Below are 17,641 nucleotides of genomic sequence, written 5' to 3' on the forward strand. Positions count from 1 at the left end.
ATCTAAATAATGTCTGACGAAACGCTGGATTTGACAATCGATTTAACTAACTGCGATCGCGAACCGATCCACATTCCAGGACTGGTTCAACCTCATGGGGTGCTGCTAGTTTTGCACGGTTCCAATCTAGAAATCCTTCAGGTAAGCCGCAACACGTTTGAACTGCTCAATCGCTCTGCCGAGGAATTGCTAGGTCAGCCGTTGGCAGATTTATTGGGTGACGAGCAGGTTAAGCTAATTCAGCAATGTTTGACAGAGGATTTTGAGAGCGTTAATCCGCTCAATTTATCGATCGAGCGGCAGCATCAATCCATCGCGTTTGATGGCATTGTGCATCGCCTAGATTCGTTCATTGTGCTGGAATTAGAGCCGAATACCATCGAGAGTCATGCCAACTTTTTCGACTTTTATCATCAAGTGAAAGGCACGATTACCCGCATTCAAAAAGCACCGACGCTGCTGGAAATGTGTCAAGAGGTTGTCAAAGAAGTCCGGCGAATTACTGGCTTCGATCGCGTCATGGTCTATCAGTTTGATGCGGAGGAATCAGGCAGCGTGATCGCAGAAGATACCAACCAGAAAACGCCTTCTGGGCTTACGCTATCCGTCTTCCGACATTCCCCAGCAAGCTCGACACCTGTATACCCTTAACTGGCTGCGGCTAATTCCCGATGTCAGCTACCAGCCTGTCGCGTTAACTCCGACAAACAATCCTGTCACTCAGCAACCGCTTGATCTGAGTTTGTCCGTGTTGCGAAGTGTGTCTCCCCTTCACCTGGAATATCTGCAAAATATGGGCGTGACTGCTTCCATGTCCATTTCGCTGATGCAGGATCAAAAGCTGTGGGGATTGATTGCCTGCCATCATTTGTCTCCCAAATATGTTTCCTACAATATCCGCACAGTTTGCGAGTTTATTGGGCAGGTGATGTCGGCAGAACTGGCAAATAAAGTCACCAACGAAGACACAGCCTACAAAGTGCAGTTAAAGACATTACAAGCCCAGTTCATTGAAGCGTTATCTCAGACTGAGTATTTCCTGGATGGCATGGTGCAACTGGAACCTGAACTTTTGCAACTGGTGAATGCAACCGGAGCCGTGATCTGTAGCGCCAGCCAATGCATCTGCGTGGGTGAAACCCCTGCTGAAGCGGACGTTCGTGCCTTACTCAACTGGATGAAACCTCACTTTCATCAAAGCTTATTTGAAACGCGATCGCTCTCCCAAAATTATCCCGCTGCCGAGTCGTTCAAGGCGATCGCCAGTGGGGTGCTAGCGCTGGAAATTTCCAAAGTTCACCACAACTACATTCTCTGGTTTCGCCCGGAGGTGGTTCAAACCGTAAATTGGGGCGGCAACCCCAACAAACCCGTCGAAGTTTTAGCAGACAACAGTTTGCGAATGTCTCCGCGGCGATCGTTTGATTTGTGGCAGGAAACAGTGCGGGCTTCTGCGCTGCCCTGGAAACCTTGCGAAATTGAAGCCGTGATTGAACTGCGAAGTTTGCTGGTGGGCGTGGTGTTGCGGCAGGCAGACGAATTGGCGCTAATGAATTTTGAATTGCAGCGGAGCAATGAAGAACTCGATTCGTTTGCTTACATCGCCTCCCACGATTTGAAAGAACCACTGCGGGGCATTCACAACTATGCCAACTTCTTGATGGAAGATTATGCAACGGCATTAGATGGCGATGGCGTTGCAAAACTGCAAACGATGGTGCGGCTGACGCAACGTATGGAAGACCTGATCAATTCGCTGCTGCATTTCTCTCGATTGGGACGCGCCGAATTGATGCGCCAAACGGTGAACCTCGATGAGTTAGTCCATCAAACGATCGCCACCCTGACAATCGCCCGACCGCAAAATGAAGTCGAGTTTCGCATTCCTCGTTTCCTGCCGGAGGTTAAATGCGATCGCGCTCAGGTGAATGAACTGTTCACCAACTTGATTAGCAACGCGATTAAATACAACAACAAAGCAGAAAAATGGATAGAAATTGGCTATCTGGCAGGACAGGAAGGAGAAATTGCAGGGGCAGGAAACGTTTCTCCGATCACATTTTATGTGGGTGATAACGGCATTGGCATTCCGCCAGAGCACCTCGACAAAATCTTCCAGATCTTTCGCCGTCTGCATGGACGGGACGACTTTGGCGGCGGCACAGGGGCAGGGCTGACGATCGCCCGCAAAATCGCGGAACGGCACGGCGGCAGAATTTGGGTAAAATCAATTCCGGCTGAAGGCAGCACGTTTTACTTCACCCTGGCAGCGGAGGCAGACGCATGATTGCCAGACCCACCCCGTTGTTAATTGTGGAAGACAGCAATGAAGATTTTGAGGCACTGCAACGATTTTTGCGCCGATCGTCCACTCCAATTTCCATTCAGCGCTGTATCAGCGGCGAACAGGCACTTGCGTTCCTCAATCGAACAGGCGATTATATCGATCAAATTACCCCCCGTCCTGGTCTAATTGTGCTGGATTTGAATCTGCCGGGAACCGATGGACGAGAAGTGTTACGCCAAATTAAACAAAATAAAAACCTGAAAAGCATTCCGGTTGTCGTGTTCACCACGTCTAGCAACCCAAAAGACATTGAAGACTGCTATCAATTTGGAGTCAATAGCTACATCGTTAAGCCAATTAATTTTGCTCAACTAAAGCGAGATGTGCAACTGCTGGTTGATTACTGGTTTGAAGTGACCACGCTCCCCAATTGATTTGAAGATTAAACCATGAATGTGATCTCGCGCACGATTCTAATTGTCGATGACTCGCCGGAAGATCGAGAACTCTACCAGCGCTATTTGCTGCACGACCCGGACTATTCCTACACCATTCTAGAAGCATCGCTAGGGCAGCAAGGGCTGGAGCTTTGGCGGCAGCACCGACCGGATGCGGTATTGCTCGATTATCGCTTGCCCGATCTCGATGGGCTGGAGTTTCTGGCGCAATTGCCCTCCCCCACGCCCCAACCTTGTCTGCCAGTGGTTGTAGTGACGGGGCAGGGGAATGAGGCGATCGCGGTGCGAGCAATGAAAGCGGGCGCTCAAGATTATCTGGTGAAGGAGCAAATTACCCCCGAAGGCTTGTATCTGGCGGTGAATGGAGCGATCGCCACGGTGCGGCTACACACCCAACTGCAACAGCGGATCGAACGAGAACAGGTCGTCTGGCAGATTACCCAGAAAATTCATCAATCCCTCAATCTGGATGAGATCCTCCAAACCACGGCCGCCACGGTGCGGCAATTTCTGCATACCGATCGCGTGCTGATTTTTCAGTTGCAACCCGATGGCAACGGCACTGTGGTTGCCGAATCGGTGGTGGCAGAGTGGCGATCGCTGCTGGACTTGTCCATATATGATCCCTGCCTTGCCGAAAACTACCTTCGCTTTAGCCGCCCCGAATCGGTGACTCACGATGTCGCCTTTGCCGAGGATTACGTCAAACGCTATCGCCAAGGAAATGTAACGGCGATCCCAGATATTCACAGCAGCAATATTGACCCGTGCCACATTAGATTGTTGGCTCAGTTTCAAGTGCAGGCAAACTTGGTAGTGCCGATTTTGCACGACGACCATTTTTGGGGCTTGCTGATTGCACATCACTGTGCGGCACCGCGATCGTGGCAAGCCTTAGAAGTCGATCTGCTCAAAGAACTGGCAATTCAGGTCAGCATTGCCTTGCGACAGGCAGAACTATATCAGCAGGCACAAGATGAGTTGGCGGAACGCAACCAGGTCGAAGCGGAACTGCGAAAGAGCGAAGAACGCTTGCGGTTGGCGATGCAAGCCTCGTGTATGGGCACCTGGGACTGGGATATTCAGACTGGAACAATTACCTGGTCTGATAACCTGGAAGCCCTGTTTGGGTTAGAACCCGGCGGGTTTGACGGCTCCTTTGAGATGTTTAACTCCCTCCTGCACCCAGACGATCGTGAGCGAGTGCTGTCCGCGATCGATCGGGCAATCACGACCGGAGAAGACTATAACCTCGAATTTCGGGCACTGCATCCGCAGGGGGGGGTGCGCTGGGCCTTGACTCAGGCCAGAGTCTTTTATGATCTAAACGGTCAGCCCGTGCGGATGGCGGGGATTGATCTCGATATCACCGAACGTAAACGAGACGTGGAAGCGTTGCAAGAGAGTGAAACCCGCTTCCGCCAGCTTGCCGAAAATATTGATGCAGTCTTCTGGATCAAAGAGATGCCCGCTAACCGAGTTTCTTACGTCAGCCCTGCCTATGATCGCCTGTGGGGGCTTAACCCGCAAGCGATATACGCCGATCAACAAGTCTGGGTCAGTTATATTCATCCCGCTGATCGCGAATGGGTTGACAAAGCGTTTGCAGCAAAAGCGGCGGCGGGGCAATTTGACGAAGAGTACCGGATTGTTTTAGACGACGGTCGCATTTGCTGGGTGCACGATCGGTGTTTTCCCTTGCAAAATGAAGCTGGTGAGATCTATCGGTTTGCTGGGATTGCCGAAGACATTACCGATCGCAAACAGGCAGAACAAGCCTTGCAGGAGAGTACTAACCGCTTGAGGTTAGCGCACAAAGCAACGCGCTCAGGTCTGTGGGATTGGGACATGATCCAAAATAAGGCACAGGTATCGGAAGAGTACTGCCAACTGTTTGGACTTGACCCAGCCACCCCAGAAGCCAGCTATGAGCAGTGGAAAACTTATTTGCACCCGGACGATCTCGCCGCCGCTACCGAAGCAGTGAGTTGTGCTGTCCAGCAGCAGCAAGGTTACTATGAGTCGGATTATCGAATTCTGCATCCGGAGGGCGATCGCTGGATCGCGTCTAGAGGTCAGGTGTTTTATGATGCGGCGGGTAATGCAGTCCGAATGCTGGGCAACGTGCAAGACATCACCGATCGCAAACGCTTGCTAGAACAAGAGCGCTTCGCCAGAGTCGAAGCTGAACGTGCCAATCGGCTCAAAGATGAATTCCTGGCAGTTCTCTCGCATGAGTTGCGATCGCCCCTCAACCCGATTTTGGGCTGGGCAAAACTGATGCAAAGCCGAAAATGGGATGCGGCTAGAACATCTGAGGCTCTGGCAACCATTGAACGCAATGCCAAATTGCAGTGTCAACTGATTGATGACCTGCTTGATATCGCAAAAATCCTTCGCGGCAAGCTCAATATGAATGTCGCTCCCGTCGATCTGGTGTTTGTCATTGAGTCGGCGATCGAGACGGTTAGAACCGCCGCCGTTGCCAAATCAATTTTGTTACATTCGGTGCTACCTCAGATTGGGCGAGTGTCGGGCGATTCAGGGCGGCTCCAGCAAATTGTTTGGAATCTACTGTCTAACGCGATCAAATTCACTTCTAATCATGGACGGGTAGACATTCGGCTAGAGCGCAGCGCTAACCAGGCACAAATAACAGTCAGCGATACGGGCAAAGGCATCAACCCCGACTTTCTGCCGCATGTCTTTGACTCATTTCGCCAGGAAGATGCTTCAACAACTCGTCAGTATGGCGGACTGGGGTTAGGGTTAGCGATCGTTCGTCAGTTGGTTGAGGCGCACGGTGGCACGATCGCTGCTGATAGCCAGGGTGAAGGGCAAGGAGCAACGTTTACCGTTTGGTTGCCTTTGCTGGATGCTGAGCCAGAAGGGAGCCAGTCCGATAAATCACCCGCGCCGGAACTCGATCTGACGGGCATTCACGTCCTGATTGTGGATGATGAACCGGATACTCGTGAATTGCTCACAGCAGTACTGACTCAATATGGCGCAGAGGTTTTGGCCGCTGCCTCCGCTGCTGAAGGGTTAGCCTGCCTGGAATCGTTTCAACCCGATGTGTTAATCAGTGACATTGGTATGCCCGAAATGGACGGCTATAAACTGATGCAGCAGATTCGATCGCGGTTATCAGAGCAAGGGGGGAATGTTCCAGCGATCGCCCTGACTGCTTACGCGGGAGACTCCAATCAGCAGCAGGCGTTGGCAGCAGGCTTTCAACTCCATCTGTCAAAACCGATTGATCTAGAGCAACTCGTTGATGCAATTAGCACTTTGCACAAAGCTTAAACCTACGTTTACCGAACTCTCACAAACCCTGCTTTAGCGATCGCATCCTGCCCCTGATCTGACAGCAGCAAATTCGCATACGCCTCTCCTGCCTGTTGTTCAGTGCCGCCGTTTTGCTTCACCACTACAAACAAATTGCGGGTGATCGGGTAGCTGCCATTCTGAAACGCCTGAATATTTAACTGATTGCGTTGAGTCGGGCAATTCGTCACTAAAGGCGCTTGATAAGGAGGCACAAACTGACCGGGCGATTTTCCGATCGCTAACGGCTTGACGGTGCATTGAGGCACCACTTCTGGCGCGGACGCAAAATAAACTCCTCCAGGAGTGGCAGCGAGTTTTTGCAGCGCTTGAGTCGTCGTCGAAACAATTTGCACGTTTCCCCCTGGCTGCTGCCCCGCGAGAACGGTTTCGCCAAATACATTCTGAGTACTTGAAGATCGAAACAGCGGCACGATCGGCACATTAGATCCGCCGACTTCTTGCCAATTTTTGACTTGACCACTGTAAATGGCTTTTAACTGGTCGATCGTTAACCCGGCAACGTTAAGACCAGGATTGACCGCCACTGCCAACCCATCGATCGCGACTGCAATCTGCTTGAGGCTAAATCCTCGCTGCTGCGCTTGTTGATATTCTTGATCCGAAACCGGACGCGACGATTGAGCAAAGGCAATCTGCCCGTCTAACAGCATCTTGATGCCAGCACCCGAACTCGGTGGACTTCCGATCGGATTGACATAGCGCAATTGAAACTCTGGATGAGCCGCTTGCAAAACTGGGTCAACCGACAGCCGAATCGTTGCCCAAGACGTGCTGCCTCCATAGCTAAACCGTCCAGAAGGTAGCGGTTGTTGAGTAAGATTAGTTGCCGACGGATTGGGCTGGCTTGACGAATTGGCTGAAGGAGTAGCGCTATTTTGTGGATTGGGCAGAGCTACCTTGCTTGCATCAAAACCAGACCGCTGAGTAAACCACCAAAACCCACCGCCTAACAATCCAGATGTCACCAAAAGCGAAAGAATCAGCGCGGGCGTTTCGTTTTTTTGAGACATAAAATAATTCTCATCGTTGGACTGGAACAAAATCAAAGCCTGAACCGAATCGATCGCCCCGCGACACTTTCACAAGCTGAATGCCCACATTGCGATCGCCCGATGGCAAAAATCGCACCGTCTCTGCTGCACCCATTGCCGAAAAATCTGGAGACAAAAGCGCTTGCTGAACGCCCGATCGAGTCGGGTCACGCTGAAGCGCCGCCACCAGCGCCTGAACCGCATCGTAAGAAATCGCCGTGCGCCAGTTGACATCGCCGCCCCACAGCGATCGCGACTTCTTGGCAAAGACAGAACCGGGATTGCCATTAATATGCCATGGCACCGAAATCACCATATCGACGGCTTGCTGTCCGCCAACCTCTAAAGTCTTGGGCGCATAAACATCATCACCTGCCAACAGAGTCATCCGTCGCTGATTAACCTGCACTACCTGAAGCGCTTTATCGAGGGTGCCTGTGTTAGGTGCCAGCATCAGCGCTTTTACGCCTTGTTTTAACGACTGATCGACCGCCGTCGCTGCACTAAAATCGGGGGCCGACAAATCATATTCGCCTGACACCTGTCCTCCGGTTAGAGCGATCGCGCGACTAAATTCCGATTTGAGCGATTGACTGTAAGCGCTTTGAGAATTGAAAAATACCGCTACATTCTTCTGTTGTAAGGTTTTGACGGTGTAGTCTGCCAAAGCTCCCGCCGCGATATAGTCACTCGGCACTGTACGAAAAATATACTTCCCGAAGCCAGAGAGCTTGACGGTTGTGCTAATCGGAGAGATGCACACCAGCCCGCCAGTGTTATAGACACTCCCGGCGGCAAGAGTCACATCGCTGGCATAGTGTCCCACGACTCCCAGCACTTCAGGCTTTTGCACCAATGTATTCGCCAATTGTTGAGCGATTTCAGGATTATTATCATCACTGACGATCGCCACCTTTAACGGAAGACCTTTTACGCCGCCTGCCTGATTGACTTCGCTCTGTGCCTGAGCCACCCCTCGCAAAATCTCTAAGCTGCCGTTAGGATCAGCGCTGACTGGAACGGCAACGGCGATCGTATAAGATTTGTTACTTCCAATTCGAGCGTTGTTGAGATAGATCAGCGTTTCGGGCGAATTGCGAGACTTTTGCAGGGCTGACTCAAACTGGGTCACAGCTTGACCATATTGTTGAGCCACGATCGCCGCGACTCCCGCCTGCTTTGCCTGAGCAAACGCTGGATTGTCTGCCCTACTTTCTACAGGAACTAAAATTCGTTCACCTTGACTGAGGCGATCGTTGGTCGATAAATTCTGGCTCGTTGTGGCTAACGGATCAGGCTTGACGGGCGATCGCGGCATCAGCAGCCAAAAGCCTGTCCCCAATAGTGCAGCCGTGATCAAGAGTGACAGAATCAGAACCGGAGTTTCATTTTTCTGAGACATAAAGCAGCCAGGTGAAAAGACTTACGGAGAGACGGGGACAAAATCATAACCGATTCCAGCTTGAGAACTGGGCTGAACCCGGACGAGAATCGCTGACCCATTGCGATCACCCGACGGCAAAAATTGGATGGTGCCCGTTGCCCCTTTTGCGGCAAACTCTGGGTTAGAAAACGCTTTTTGCAGTCCGTCTCGGCTTTCGTTTTGCTTCAACCCGGTCAAAATCGCCTGCACCGCATCATACGCCATCGCGGTTCGCCAATTGACTCGCCCGCCCCAATAGTTAGAGGCATTGTTGGCAAAAGGATTGTTTGCGATCGCACTCGGATGCCACACGACAGGCAACAGTAACCCATTTGCGTCGGCTTGCCCCAGCTTGAGAGTGTTGATAGTGTAGAGCGTTTGATTGCCCATCAATTGCAGCTTGCCTTGGTTGGTGCGGGCAACGTCGATCGCAGAATTTGCTCGGTCTACTTGCGGCGATAATAACAACCCCTCTGCCCCACTGCTTACCGCTTTAGAAATCACGGTGCCAGGGTTAAAGTCAGGAGCAGAAAAATCGCACCCAATGTTGATAAACCGACCGCCCTCGGATGAAAGAGCAGAGATAAAGTTGTTTGCAAACGATTGACTGTCAGGAGATTTTGCGTCTAAACAAATCGCAATACTCTTTTGATTCAGGCGTTTAACCACATAGCGAGACAGCACATCTGCCGTATATCGAGTGCTAGGCACGACCCGATAGATATAGCTACCCGCGTTAGACAGCGTATCTGCCGAACTGGTTGGCGTAATCATCGGCAACTGCCCTTTTTGATAAATGGGAGCCGCCGCGATCGAGGCATCGCTAGCGTTGTGCCCAACCACCGCTAAAATTTTGCCGTCTTTGACAAATTCAGCCGCCACTTGTTTGGCAATTTCAGGATCGTTGTCATCATTGGCGATCGTGACTTCTAAAGGCTTTTCGTTGCTGCGGCGATTAACCTCATCTTGGGCTTGTGCCACACCGCGCAAAATTTCTTGCGCCACATTCAGATTGCTGCCGATCGGGACGCTGACTGCAATCTTCACCGACGATCGCGCGTTCTGCATGAGTTGAGCATTATTCAAATAAATCAAGGCTTCAGGATCGTTGCGATTGCCTTGCATTGCCACTTTGAATTGCTCGATCGCCCGATTAAAATCTTTAGCCGCAAACGCCTCAATTCCAGTTTGTTTTGCCTGACTTTCATTGGCGATGATCAGTCCTCGATTGCCTGAACTAATACGATCGCCGATCGCCATCTGTGCAGGTTGAACGCCTTGATTTTGCGGTGTAAATTGTCCGACTACCCAATGCAGACCCATAAATAAAAGTGCCCCTGTGATCAGGAGCGCCAAGACCAGCACGAGCAATTCATTTCGTTTAGCCATACAGCCGATGCCACCTTTTGAAGCGAGCTATGACTTGAGTTTTTAGCTGCGATCGCAACCTTGCTAACTAAACGTGAGTTCGACGAGGCTTTTCGTTTCGTTTTGAGCGGCTTCAGCCCCCTAAATCCCCCAAAATTGGGGGACTTTGAGCCAAGATTTCCGGTTCAAAGTCCCCCGGAATGGGGGATTTAGGGGGCTTCCCGAATTCACAATCGTAGCCAATCACTTCTGTCGAACTCACATTAACTAAATGCTTATAGACTACGACTTCACGGGCTTATGCGTAAATTCCTCAAGACTGTTTGCGGAATTTGCGGACTCTAAAGAAGGTTGGTGAGGAGTTTGTAAATCAGACGAAACAAAGCCGTAATGGCGATCGCGCTCAGTGCCCCAAAACCCGCCAAGATTGCAACCGCCAAGAATCCGTTTCCTAAAGACAGCCCTACAACCACTGCGTGAAGCACCGGAAGAAATCCAATCACGACGAACGTGATACCTGCCAAAATTACCAGATCAACTTTCTCGATAATGCGGCGAGACTGAGCCACGACTAAGCCCAAGGCAATCACGAGCCAAAGCCCTGCACTGATTGGGGAGGGAATCGGTAGACTGAAGAGCGCGATCGCCAACAATGCCCCCTCACATCCTGTAAATGCCGCATTACCCAATAGTTCTAAAATAGAAAACGGCTGCACAGATGCCCGTTGACGAATCGGTTGAGAGCCTGAAACCGAGACAGGCGGGGGAGGAGACGTATTGCTGCTGGGTAATGGCTGAGACGACGGCTGTGGTAGCGGTGAACGAACGACGAGAGCCTCCAACACGTCTGTAGCAGACTGAAATCGTTGATCGGGAACTGGCAGCAGCATTTTATCAAGCACATCGGCTAGGAGCTGGCTCGTCTGCACATAGCTCTGCCATTTCCAAGAGTTGTTGTAAGCGTTAAAAAGCTCTGGGGGCTGCTTGCCAGTCAGTAGCATAATGCAGGTGACAGCCAACGCATACAAATCGGTAGACGGATAGACTTCATCGCCCGAAACCTGCTCTGGGGGAGCAAACCCTAACGAATAGATACTCGTGGAGACTTTCGATCCGCCTGCGGCTTTGGTGGCGTATTTGACTGCTCCAAAATCGAGTAGATAAAGCCGTCTATTGAGATTCCACATGATGTTAGAAGGCTTGATATCGCGATGAATCGAGCCGTTTTCATGAACAAATTGCAGAATCTTGAGCGCTTCTTTCAGCACTTCTAGCACCTCTGATTCAGAAAATTTGCCTTGACGGATCAGCCTTTCTTCTAACGTCTCTCCATCAATAAATTCTTGAACGAGATAAAAGAATTTGTCTTCTGTCGCTTGATGAGGGCTAGGAATCGACAGTTCAAAAAAGGCAAACAAATCAGGAATTTGGGAATGCTGTCTGCCCAACTGTTCGAGTGCTTCTGCCTCCCGCTCAAACAGATCTTGAGCCATCTGCAACTGATCAGGCGTGAGCCGACCCGACGGCTGAAACTGCTTCACTACGCATTGCCGCAAACCGGGAGTGTAGCGATCGCGAGCTAAAAAGGCGGCTCCAAACCCGCCTTGACCCAGCAGTTTTGTGGGCAAATAGCGGTCAGCTAAAATTAACGACATGCCGCAGTTTGTGCAAAACTTCTGCTTGATCGTTTTTAGCGTGGTGAGGTTATCTAGATCGGTGAAGAAATTAGTCGGTTTTGAGCAACCCGGACGGGTGCAATAAAGCTGCATACATACGATCGAGGGGCATTTAATATCTAAATTAGCCTATGATTACCCGACTCAGGCTATTTTTCGAGATTCCTACTCAACTTCAGGGGTGACTCGATGATTGTTTGACGCATGCAGCAGCGCTCTCAGGTTTTGTGGCTCGACGTGGTTGGGTGCCTGTTTGCGCTCAAAACTCACGGGCTGATTGGTAAAGCGAGGCAAGATCTCTCGACAAAACGCCTCAGCAGCCTTTGATCGATAGCGATTTGGGTTAATGATCACTGACAGCATGCGTTTCACCACCACATCGTTAATTTTTGCCCGATGCAGCATTCCCATTTGCAACTCTTTCTCGATCGCTGAAACCGACACAAAAGACGCGCCTAACCCGGCTTGCACTGCATTTTTGATGGCTTCGATCGAGTTGAGTTCCATCTCAATCTTGAGGCGGCGGGTTTCAATTCCACAGCGAGTCAGCACCTGATCGATCACCTTGCGGATCGTTGATTGAGAATCTAAAGCGATGAATTGCAGCCGATATAAATCATCTTTTTGAATCACTTCAGTTCGCGCTAACGGATGCAACGTGGGTAGAATCAGGGCGAGTTCATCCTCCGCGTAAGGAATAATCTCTAAGGAATCTTGCAGTTCGGGAGAAATCTCGCCGCCGATGATTGCCAGATCAATCTGACCATTTGCCACGCTCCAAGAGGTGCGCCGCGTCGAATGCACATGCAACTGCACGGCTACGTCAGGATATTGTTGCCGGAACATGCCAATCATGCGCGGCAGCAAATAGGTTCCGGTCGTCTGACTTGCGCCGACGATCAGAGAGCCACCCTGAAGGTTTTGCAAATCTTCTAACGCTCGGCACGTTTCTTGACAGAGGGTGAGAATCTTCTCTCCATAATTGAGGAGCAGATGTCCAGCTTCGGTCAATTGCGCTCGTCGTCCGCCACGATCGAACAGCGGCACATCTAGCTGCCGTTCTAGATTTTGAACTTGCAAGCTCACGGCAGGCTGCGAGACGTAGAGGCTATCAGCCGCACGCTTAAAGCTTCCTTCGCTGGAAATCGCTTTAAGAATGCGTAACTGATCCAAAGTAAACGGAAGGTCAGACATACGGCTAAACCTAAAATGTGTAAGAGCTTCAAGTAAAAATTAGCTCAGTAAAGCAAACGATTAGAGAGCAAACTGTCAAGAGAACGTGGAAGCGGTCAGTACACGGCACAGACCGTTACGATTTATAGAATCTCCTTAAATGCAAGATGTGACCCAGATCGTACAAAAACGTAACGTGAAGAATTTATGAAACAGCAGGAAATCAGATACTTCCTGAATTTACCAGGAATTGCGGGCGTTGCCCTAATGGATGGGCGATCGCGATCTTTCCTGAGTGACATCCGTTGCGCTTTAATTTTCGGTAAAGTGAATATTTAGAATGCGGTTGCGGAAATCCTAATCTCGGTTCTCAAACCCAACGTGTTGTAGATTTTCTAAAGACCAGTTCTGGTAGTAGTTTGTTTCTTTCAACTGCCTGGAGGCAACCCTCAACCCTTTAATTGGCTGCACCGTTAAATTGATGTAAGGTTCTTGCCGCGTCCGAACTCCCTGAACGTTGAAATCATCTGCGGGATGCCCACCAAACACGACTAGCTTTAAGGGAGCAAGCCTCTCATTGAGATTTGCAACCAACTGAGCAACCTGATTAACACTCAACGCTGCAACGTCTGGGGAGATAACCAGCATTACTTCATGGCAATCTTTAGTATAAAATTCTTCAATTATGTACATCAGTTCAGCGTTAAACGCTAGTTCAACGGCTCGAAGCGGCAGCACTTGATAGAGGATTTTGTTCTGGAGCCTAGCTCTTTTGGCGAAAGGGCAAATGGGCAGTCCTCCAAATATTGAGTGGGGTTTCTCTAGAACGGATTCTAAATATTGGATCATGTGACTGACAATCTCGTCAGTTCTTTCCTCAGACCTACTATTCATCTTGAGATTTTCTCTTTGTTTCAGTCGATTTAACAGCTTCAACTTGGCTCGAACGATCGCATTAAAGCCAAAACCATACTTTTAGGACTTACGCAAACCTCGGAGGTTTTAACCCAAGATTCAGACAACGAATCAGTAAGCTGCATCAATATGGCTGGATTGCTTTGGGCATTTGCCTAGTAATGCGGAACGTAAACTACGCAATTATGCAATATAACGTCTACTTAGTTGCAGGAAGCCTTTCATATTGTGCGATCGCGAGATTAGTGAATAGGCTGGAAAGCCAGGTTCTTTAGAGCTAGGAAATCTCTGCACCATCGATTTTCAACCAATCTCTGAGATCGAAGGATTTCCTGAAGCCCGAAACCTCTCTAAGCAGCCTGTAAGCTGATAGTGAGCACTCTAGTTTCTATTGTCTTCCCATGTTTTACGACTGGCTTACTCCTAGCCACTTTATTATCTTTGGGCTGCTAGCTGGGTTTGCGATCGCCCACAGTGGTCTAGCAGCGTTGCGTCCCTGGGCTGAAAAACGCATCGGTGCCCGCCTCTATCGAGTGGTGTTTGCTGTGGTTAGCCTGGGCATCGCCGTTCCCATGATTATCTACTTCTTTAATCATCGCTATGACGGGTTAACGCTCTGGAATGTGAAAGGCGTTCCGGGTGTTGAAGCGATCGTGTGGGTTCTCTCGGCGATCTCGTTCTTTTTCCTCTATCCGGCGACGTTCAACCTTTTAGAAATTGCCGCGATTCAAAAGCCCGAAGTCCATCTTTATGAGTCGGGAATCATTCGCGTGACTCGACATCCCCAAATGGTTGGGCAGGTGATTTGGTGCGTTGCTCACACTCTATGGTTGGGAACGACTTTTACACTCGTGACTTCGATCGGACTAATCCTGCATCATTTATTTGGGGTTTGGCACGGCGATCGGCGGTTGCAGCTCCGTTATGGTGATGCCTTTGAAGCGGCAAAAGAACGGACATCAACGATTCCTTTCTTGGCAATTCTGCAAAAACGTCAAACTTTTGAGGGGAAGGAATTTTTTCGCCCTTCTTATTTAGGAGTCACCGCATTTATTTTTCTACTTTGGTGGGCGCACCCAACTTTAATTGATGCAACTAGCCGTGTAGCCTGGTAGGATTGATCCCAAAGCAATAGTAAACACTTATTTAATTAAACAATGATGCGATCTGTCATTGGTGAGCAGGTATTTGTAGAGGAAGTTCTGGAATCCTCATCGCCTGTCCTCGTTCATTTTTGGGCACCTTGGTGCAGCGTGTGTCGTTTAATTGAGCCAGCGTTAGCAAAACTGCGATCGGATTCGGGTGAGCAGGTTAAGCTCATCGGAATCAATGCAGATGAGAATCTAAAATTAGCAAGCAGCTATAGAATTACCACCCTGCCAACTGTTTTACTGTTTCAGGGAGGTAAGCTTTTACATCGGCTAGACAGCTATCAAAACCGTGAAGAGTTGCGAACCGTCCTTCAGGAGGTCATTCCGACACAAGCCAATACTTGAGTCGATTGGATGACTATTTTTTAAAGAGAAGGGAGATCACCCGCGATCTCCCTTCTCTTTTATGGGGACTCTGCGACGATCGGCAGAGATTTTTCTGTTCAATTCGCTTTAGATTCTTAAGACAACCCGACTCTTTTGCCTGTCTTCCTGTAGATGTGTCTATAAACAAATTGGAAATACTATCCCGTAAAGGCTTGAGTCATAACCCAGCCTTACAAGTTTGGGCGAAGGGTTTATCATTTTCTCCTAAATTGACTACCCTGGATAGTAAAGAACCTTAAACTAGGCGTGAGTGATGGAACCGATTTATCAGTATGCCTGGCTAATTCCCGCCTTGCCCCTAGCAGGCGCGATGATTGTTGGTCTTGGGCTGATCTCATTTAACAAAGACACCAACCGTCTCCGACAGGCAAACTCCATTTTCATCGTGTCGCTTTTGGGTGCCGCGATGACCCTCTCTTTTGCCTTGTTTTGGAGCCAACTCCACGGGCACGAACCCTACACTCAGATGTTTGAGTGGGCAGCCGCCGGAGATTTTCATTTGTCAATGGGTTATGTCATTGACCCCTTGGCATCGCTAATGCTCGTGATCGTGACAACTGTAGCGTTTTTGGTGATGGTCTACACCGATGGCTACATGGCGCATGATCCCGGTTATGTTCGTTTTTATGCGTATCTGAGCCTATTTAGTTCCTCAATGCTAGGGTTGGTGATCAGTCCAAATCTGGTGCAGGTTTACATCTTCTGGGAACTGGTGGGCATGTGTTCTTATTTGCTGATTGGCTTCTGGTTTAACCGCAAAGCTGCGGCAGATGCCTGTCAAAAAGCGTTCGTCACAAACCGAGTCGGTGACTTTGGTCTACTGCTCGGCATTTTGGGACTTTATTGGGCAACCCGCAGCTTTGAGTTTGATGTAGTCGGAACGCGGCTCCAAGATCTGGTGGCATCTGGTGCCATTCCTGGAGCGATCGCCGCCCTACTCGCAATTTTGGTCTTTTTGGGCCCGGTCGCAAAATCGGCGCAGTTTCCCTTGCACGTCTGGCTTCCTGATGCGATGGAAGGTCCGACCCCCATTTCGGCTCTGATTCACGCTGCAACGATGGTGGCGGCTGGAGTCTTCCTGATTGCTCGAATGTTCCCGATGTTTGAAGGCATTCCGTCTTCAATGACGGTGATTGCCTGGACGGGAGCGTTTACGGCATTTTTGGGAGCCTCGATCGCCATCACCCAAAATGACATCAAGAAAGGCTTGGCCTACTCCACCATGTCCCAACTGGGCTATATGGTGATGGCAATGGGCGTGGGCGCTTACAGTGCGGGTTTATTTCACCTGATGACTCACGCTTACTTCAAAGCTATGCTGTTCTTGGGTTCTGGCTCTGTGATCCACGGCATGGAAAGCGCCGTAGGTCATGATGCTGCTTATGCTCAAGACATGAGAATGATGGGCGGATTGCGAAAGTATATGCCGATCACCTCTCTAACCTTTTTAGTGGGAACTCTGGCAATTTCTGGAATTCCGCCGTTTGCAGGCTTTTGGTCTAAAGACGAGGTTTTAGGAGCCACATTCGCCGCAAACCCAGTGCTTTGGCTGATTGGCTATCTAACGGCTGGGATCACCGCCTTTTATATGTTCCGAATGTACTTCATGACCTTTGAAGGCAAGTTTCGGGGCAATGATGCCGCAGTCAAGCAGACGATTCGCAACGAGCAACTTCAGGCGATGGGGTTGGCATTCGGTCCCGGAGCGATGGACCCTAGAGAGTTGACAATGGAAGCTGCTCACGAGGAGGAGGTTCACAGTGACGATCATCACGGTCATGACCCTCACGAATCACCCCTGACCATGACGCTGCCGTTGTTGATTTTGGCAGTTCCTTCAACCTTGATTGGTCTGGTTGGCACCCCATTCCACAATTATTTTGAGGCGTTTATTCACGCGCCGGGTGAGACCGTGCAGCTTGCCGCAGAAGCCGGACAAGAAACGCTATCTGAGTTTTATGTGATGGCAGGTAGCTCAGTCGGCATTTCGCTGATTGGGATCTCGATCGCCACGCTAATGTACTTGCGGCACAAGATTGACCCTGGCGCGATCGCTGCGAAAATTCCCTCTCTCTATCAGCTCTCAAAGAACAAGTGGTATATCGACGAGATCTACAACGAACTCTTTGTCAAGGGCAGTCGTCGCTTGGCCCGCCAAGTTTTAGAAGTCGATTCCAAGGTGGTAGATGGAGTGGTCAATTTGGCAGGTCTGGCTACACTGCTGACGGGTGAAGGTCTAAAGTATCTTGAAAATGGTCGCGCCCAATTTTATGCGCTGATTATCTTCGTTGCGGTGCTGGGTTTGGTCGTCTTCTCTGGCATAACTTAAAGACGGATTGAGGGATCGGCGATCGATAACGGTTCGCTGATCCCTCAACCTATATCAAAGAACAATTAGCGAAATTCTTGAACCAGTCATCA

The 17,641-nt window shown here is 50.0% G+C and carries 14 protein-coding genes; 8 read left to right on the plus strand and 6 right to left on the minus strand.

Annotation, left to right across the window (positions count from 1 at the left end):
• Positions 1–9: 9 nt before the first annotated feature.
• The 4 genes from C7B65_RS28785 to C7B65_RS13755 are packed head-to-tail and all read left to right on the plus strand — an operon-like array spanning position 10 to position 6,051.
• Entirely contained in the window at positions 10–651 is a 642-nt protein-coding gene (locus tag C7B65_RS28785; RefSeq protein ID WP_223257426.1) for a hypothetical protein, read from the plus strand.
• Between the two features lie 13 nt (positions 652–664).
• Positions 665–2,287, plus strand: a complete 1,623-nt coding sequence (locus tag C7B65_RS13745) for an ATP-binding protein (protein ID WP_342353004.1) — start codon at positions 665–667, stop codon at positions 2,285–2,287.
• Positions 2,284–2,721: a response regulator gene (locus C7B65_RS13750; RefSeq protein WP_073073648.1), complete on the plus strand. Its 438-nt coding sequence runs from the start codon at positions 2,284–2,286 to the stop codon at positions 2,719–2,721. Before C7B65_RS13745 ends, C7B65_RS13750 begins: the two co-directional genes overlap by 4 nt.
• A gap of 15 nt (positions 2,722–2,736) precedes the next feature.
• The gene (locus C7B65_RS13755; protein ID WP_073073646.1) at positions 2,737–6,051 is read left to right on the plus strand and encodes a PAS domain-containing protein; all 3,315 of its coding nucleotides are present in this window, start codon (positions 2,737–2,739) and stop codon (positions 6,049–6,051) included.
• Between the two features lie 8 nt (positions 6,052–6,059).
• On the opposite strand, the gene C7B65_RS13760 is transcribed toward C7B65_RS13755, so the two are convergent.
• The 5 genes from C7B65_RS13760 to C7B65_RS13780 all read right to left on the minus strand — a co-directional run bounded on the left by C7B65_RS13760 (position 6,060) and on the right by C7B65_RS13780 (position 12,788).
• Entirely contained in the window at positions 6,060–7,106 is a 1,047-nt protein-coding gene (locus C7B65_RS13760) for a PstS family phosphate ABC transporter substrate-binding protein (protein ID WP_073073644.1), read from the minus strand.
• Positions 7,107–7,116: 10 nt separating this feature from the next.
• Entirely contained in the window at positions 7,117–8,529 is a 1,413-nt protein-coding gene (locus tag C7B65_RS13765) for an ABC transporter substrate-binding protein (protein WP_073073642.1), read from the minus strand.
• Positions 8,530–8,550: 21 nt separating this feature from the next.
• Positions 8,551–9,939 carry an ABC transporter substrate-binding protein gene (locus C7B65_RS13770; RefSeq protein WP_073073640.1) on the minus strand — a complete coding sequence of 463 codons (1,389 nt, stop codon included), beginning with the start codon at positions 9,937–9,939 and terminating at the stop codon, positions 8,551–8,553.
• Positions 9,940–10,259: 320 nt separating this feature from the next.
• Entirely contained in the window at positions 10,260–11,687 is a 1,428-nt protein-coding gene (locus C7B65_RS13775; RefSeq protein WP_073073638.1) for a serine/threonine-protein kinase, read from the minus strand.
• A 72-nt stretch (positions 11,688–11,759) separates the two neighbouring features.
• A complete protein-coding gene (locus tag C7B65_RS13780) occupies positions 11,760–12,788 on the minus strand; it encodes a LysR family transcriptional regulator (RefSeq protein ID WP_073073636.1) in 1,029 nt (342 codons plus the stop codon).
• 186 nt (positions 12,789–12,974) lie between these two features.
• Between C7B65_RS13780 and C7B65_RS29275 the strand changes: the two genes are divergently transcribed.
• Positions 12,975–13,106, plus strand: a complete 132-nt coding sequence (locus C7B65_RS29275) for a hypothetical protein (protein WP_280523181.1) — start codon at positions 12,975–12,977, stop codon at positions 13,104–13,106.
• A gap of 18 nt (positions 13,107–13,124) precedes the next feature.
• Here C7B65_RS29275 and C7B65_RS13785 read toward each other — a convergent pair whose 3' ends face one another.
• The gene (locus C7B65_RS13785; RefSeq protein WP_073073634.1) at positions 13,125–13,661 is read right to left on the minus strand and encodes a hypothetical protein; all 537 of its coding nucleotides are present in this window, start codon (positions 13,659–13,661) and stop codon (positions 13,125–13,127) included.
• Positions 13,662–14,083: 422 nt separating this feature from the next.
• On the opposite strand from C7B65_RS13785, the gene C7B65_RS13790 reads away from it, so the two are divergent.
• The 3 genes from C7B65_RS13790 to C7B65_RS13800 all read left to right on the plus strand — a co-directional run bounded on the left by C7B65_RS13790 (position 14,084) and on the right by C7B65_RS13800 (position 17,549).
• Entirely contained in the window at positions 14,084–14,797 is a 714-nt protein-coding gene (locus tag C7B65_RS13790; protein ID WP_073073633.1) for an NnrU family protein, read from the plus strand.
• A 42-nt stretch (positions 14,798–14,839) separates the two neighbouring features.
• The gene (locus C7B65_RS13795; protein WP_223257425.1) at positions 14,840–15,178 is read left to right on the plus strand and encodes a thioredoxin family protein; all 339 of its coding nucleotides are present in this window, start codon (positions 14,840–14,842) and stop codon (positions 15,176–15,178) included.
• A gap of 295 nt (positions 15,179–15,473) precedes the next feature.
• Positions 15,474–17,549 (plus strand): NAD(P)H-quinone oxidoreductase subunit 5, encoded by a 2,076-nt coding sequence (locus tag C7B65_RS13800; RefSeq protein ID WP_073073629.1) that lies wholly within the window; start codon positions 15,474–15,476, stop codon positions 17,547–17,549.
• Positions 17,550–17,641: the final 92 nt, after the last annotated feature.

It is taken from the genome of Phormidesmis priestleyi ULC007, assembly GCF_003003695.1.
In the GTDB taxonomy this organism is placed as follows: Bacteria; Cyanobacteriota; Cyanobacteriia; order Leptolyngbyales; family Leptolyngbyaceae; genus Phormidesmis_A; species Phormidesmis_A priestleyi_A.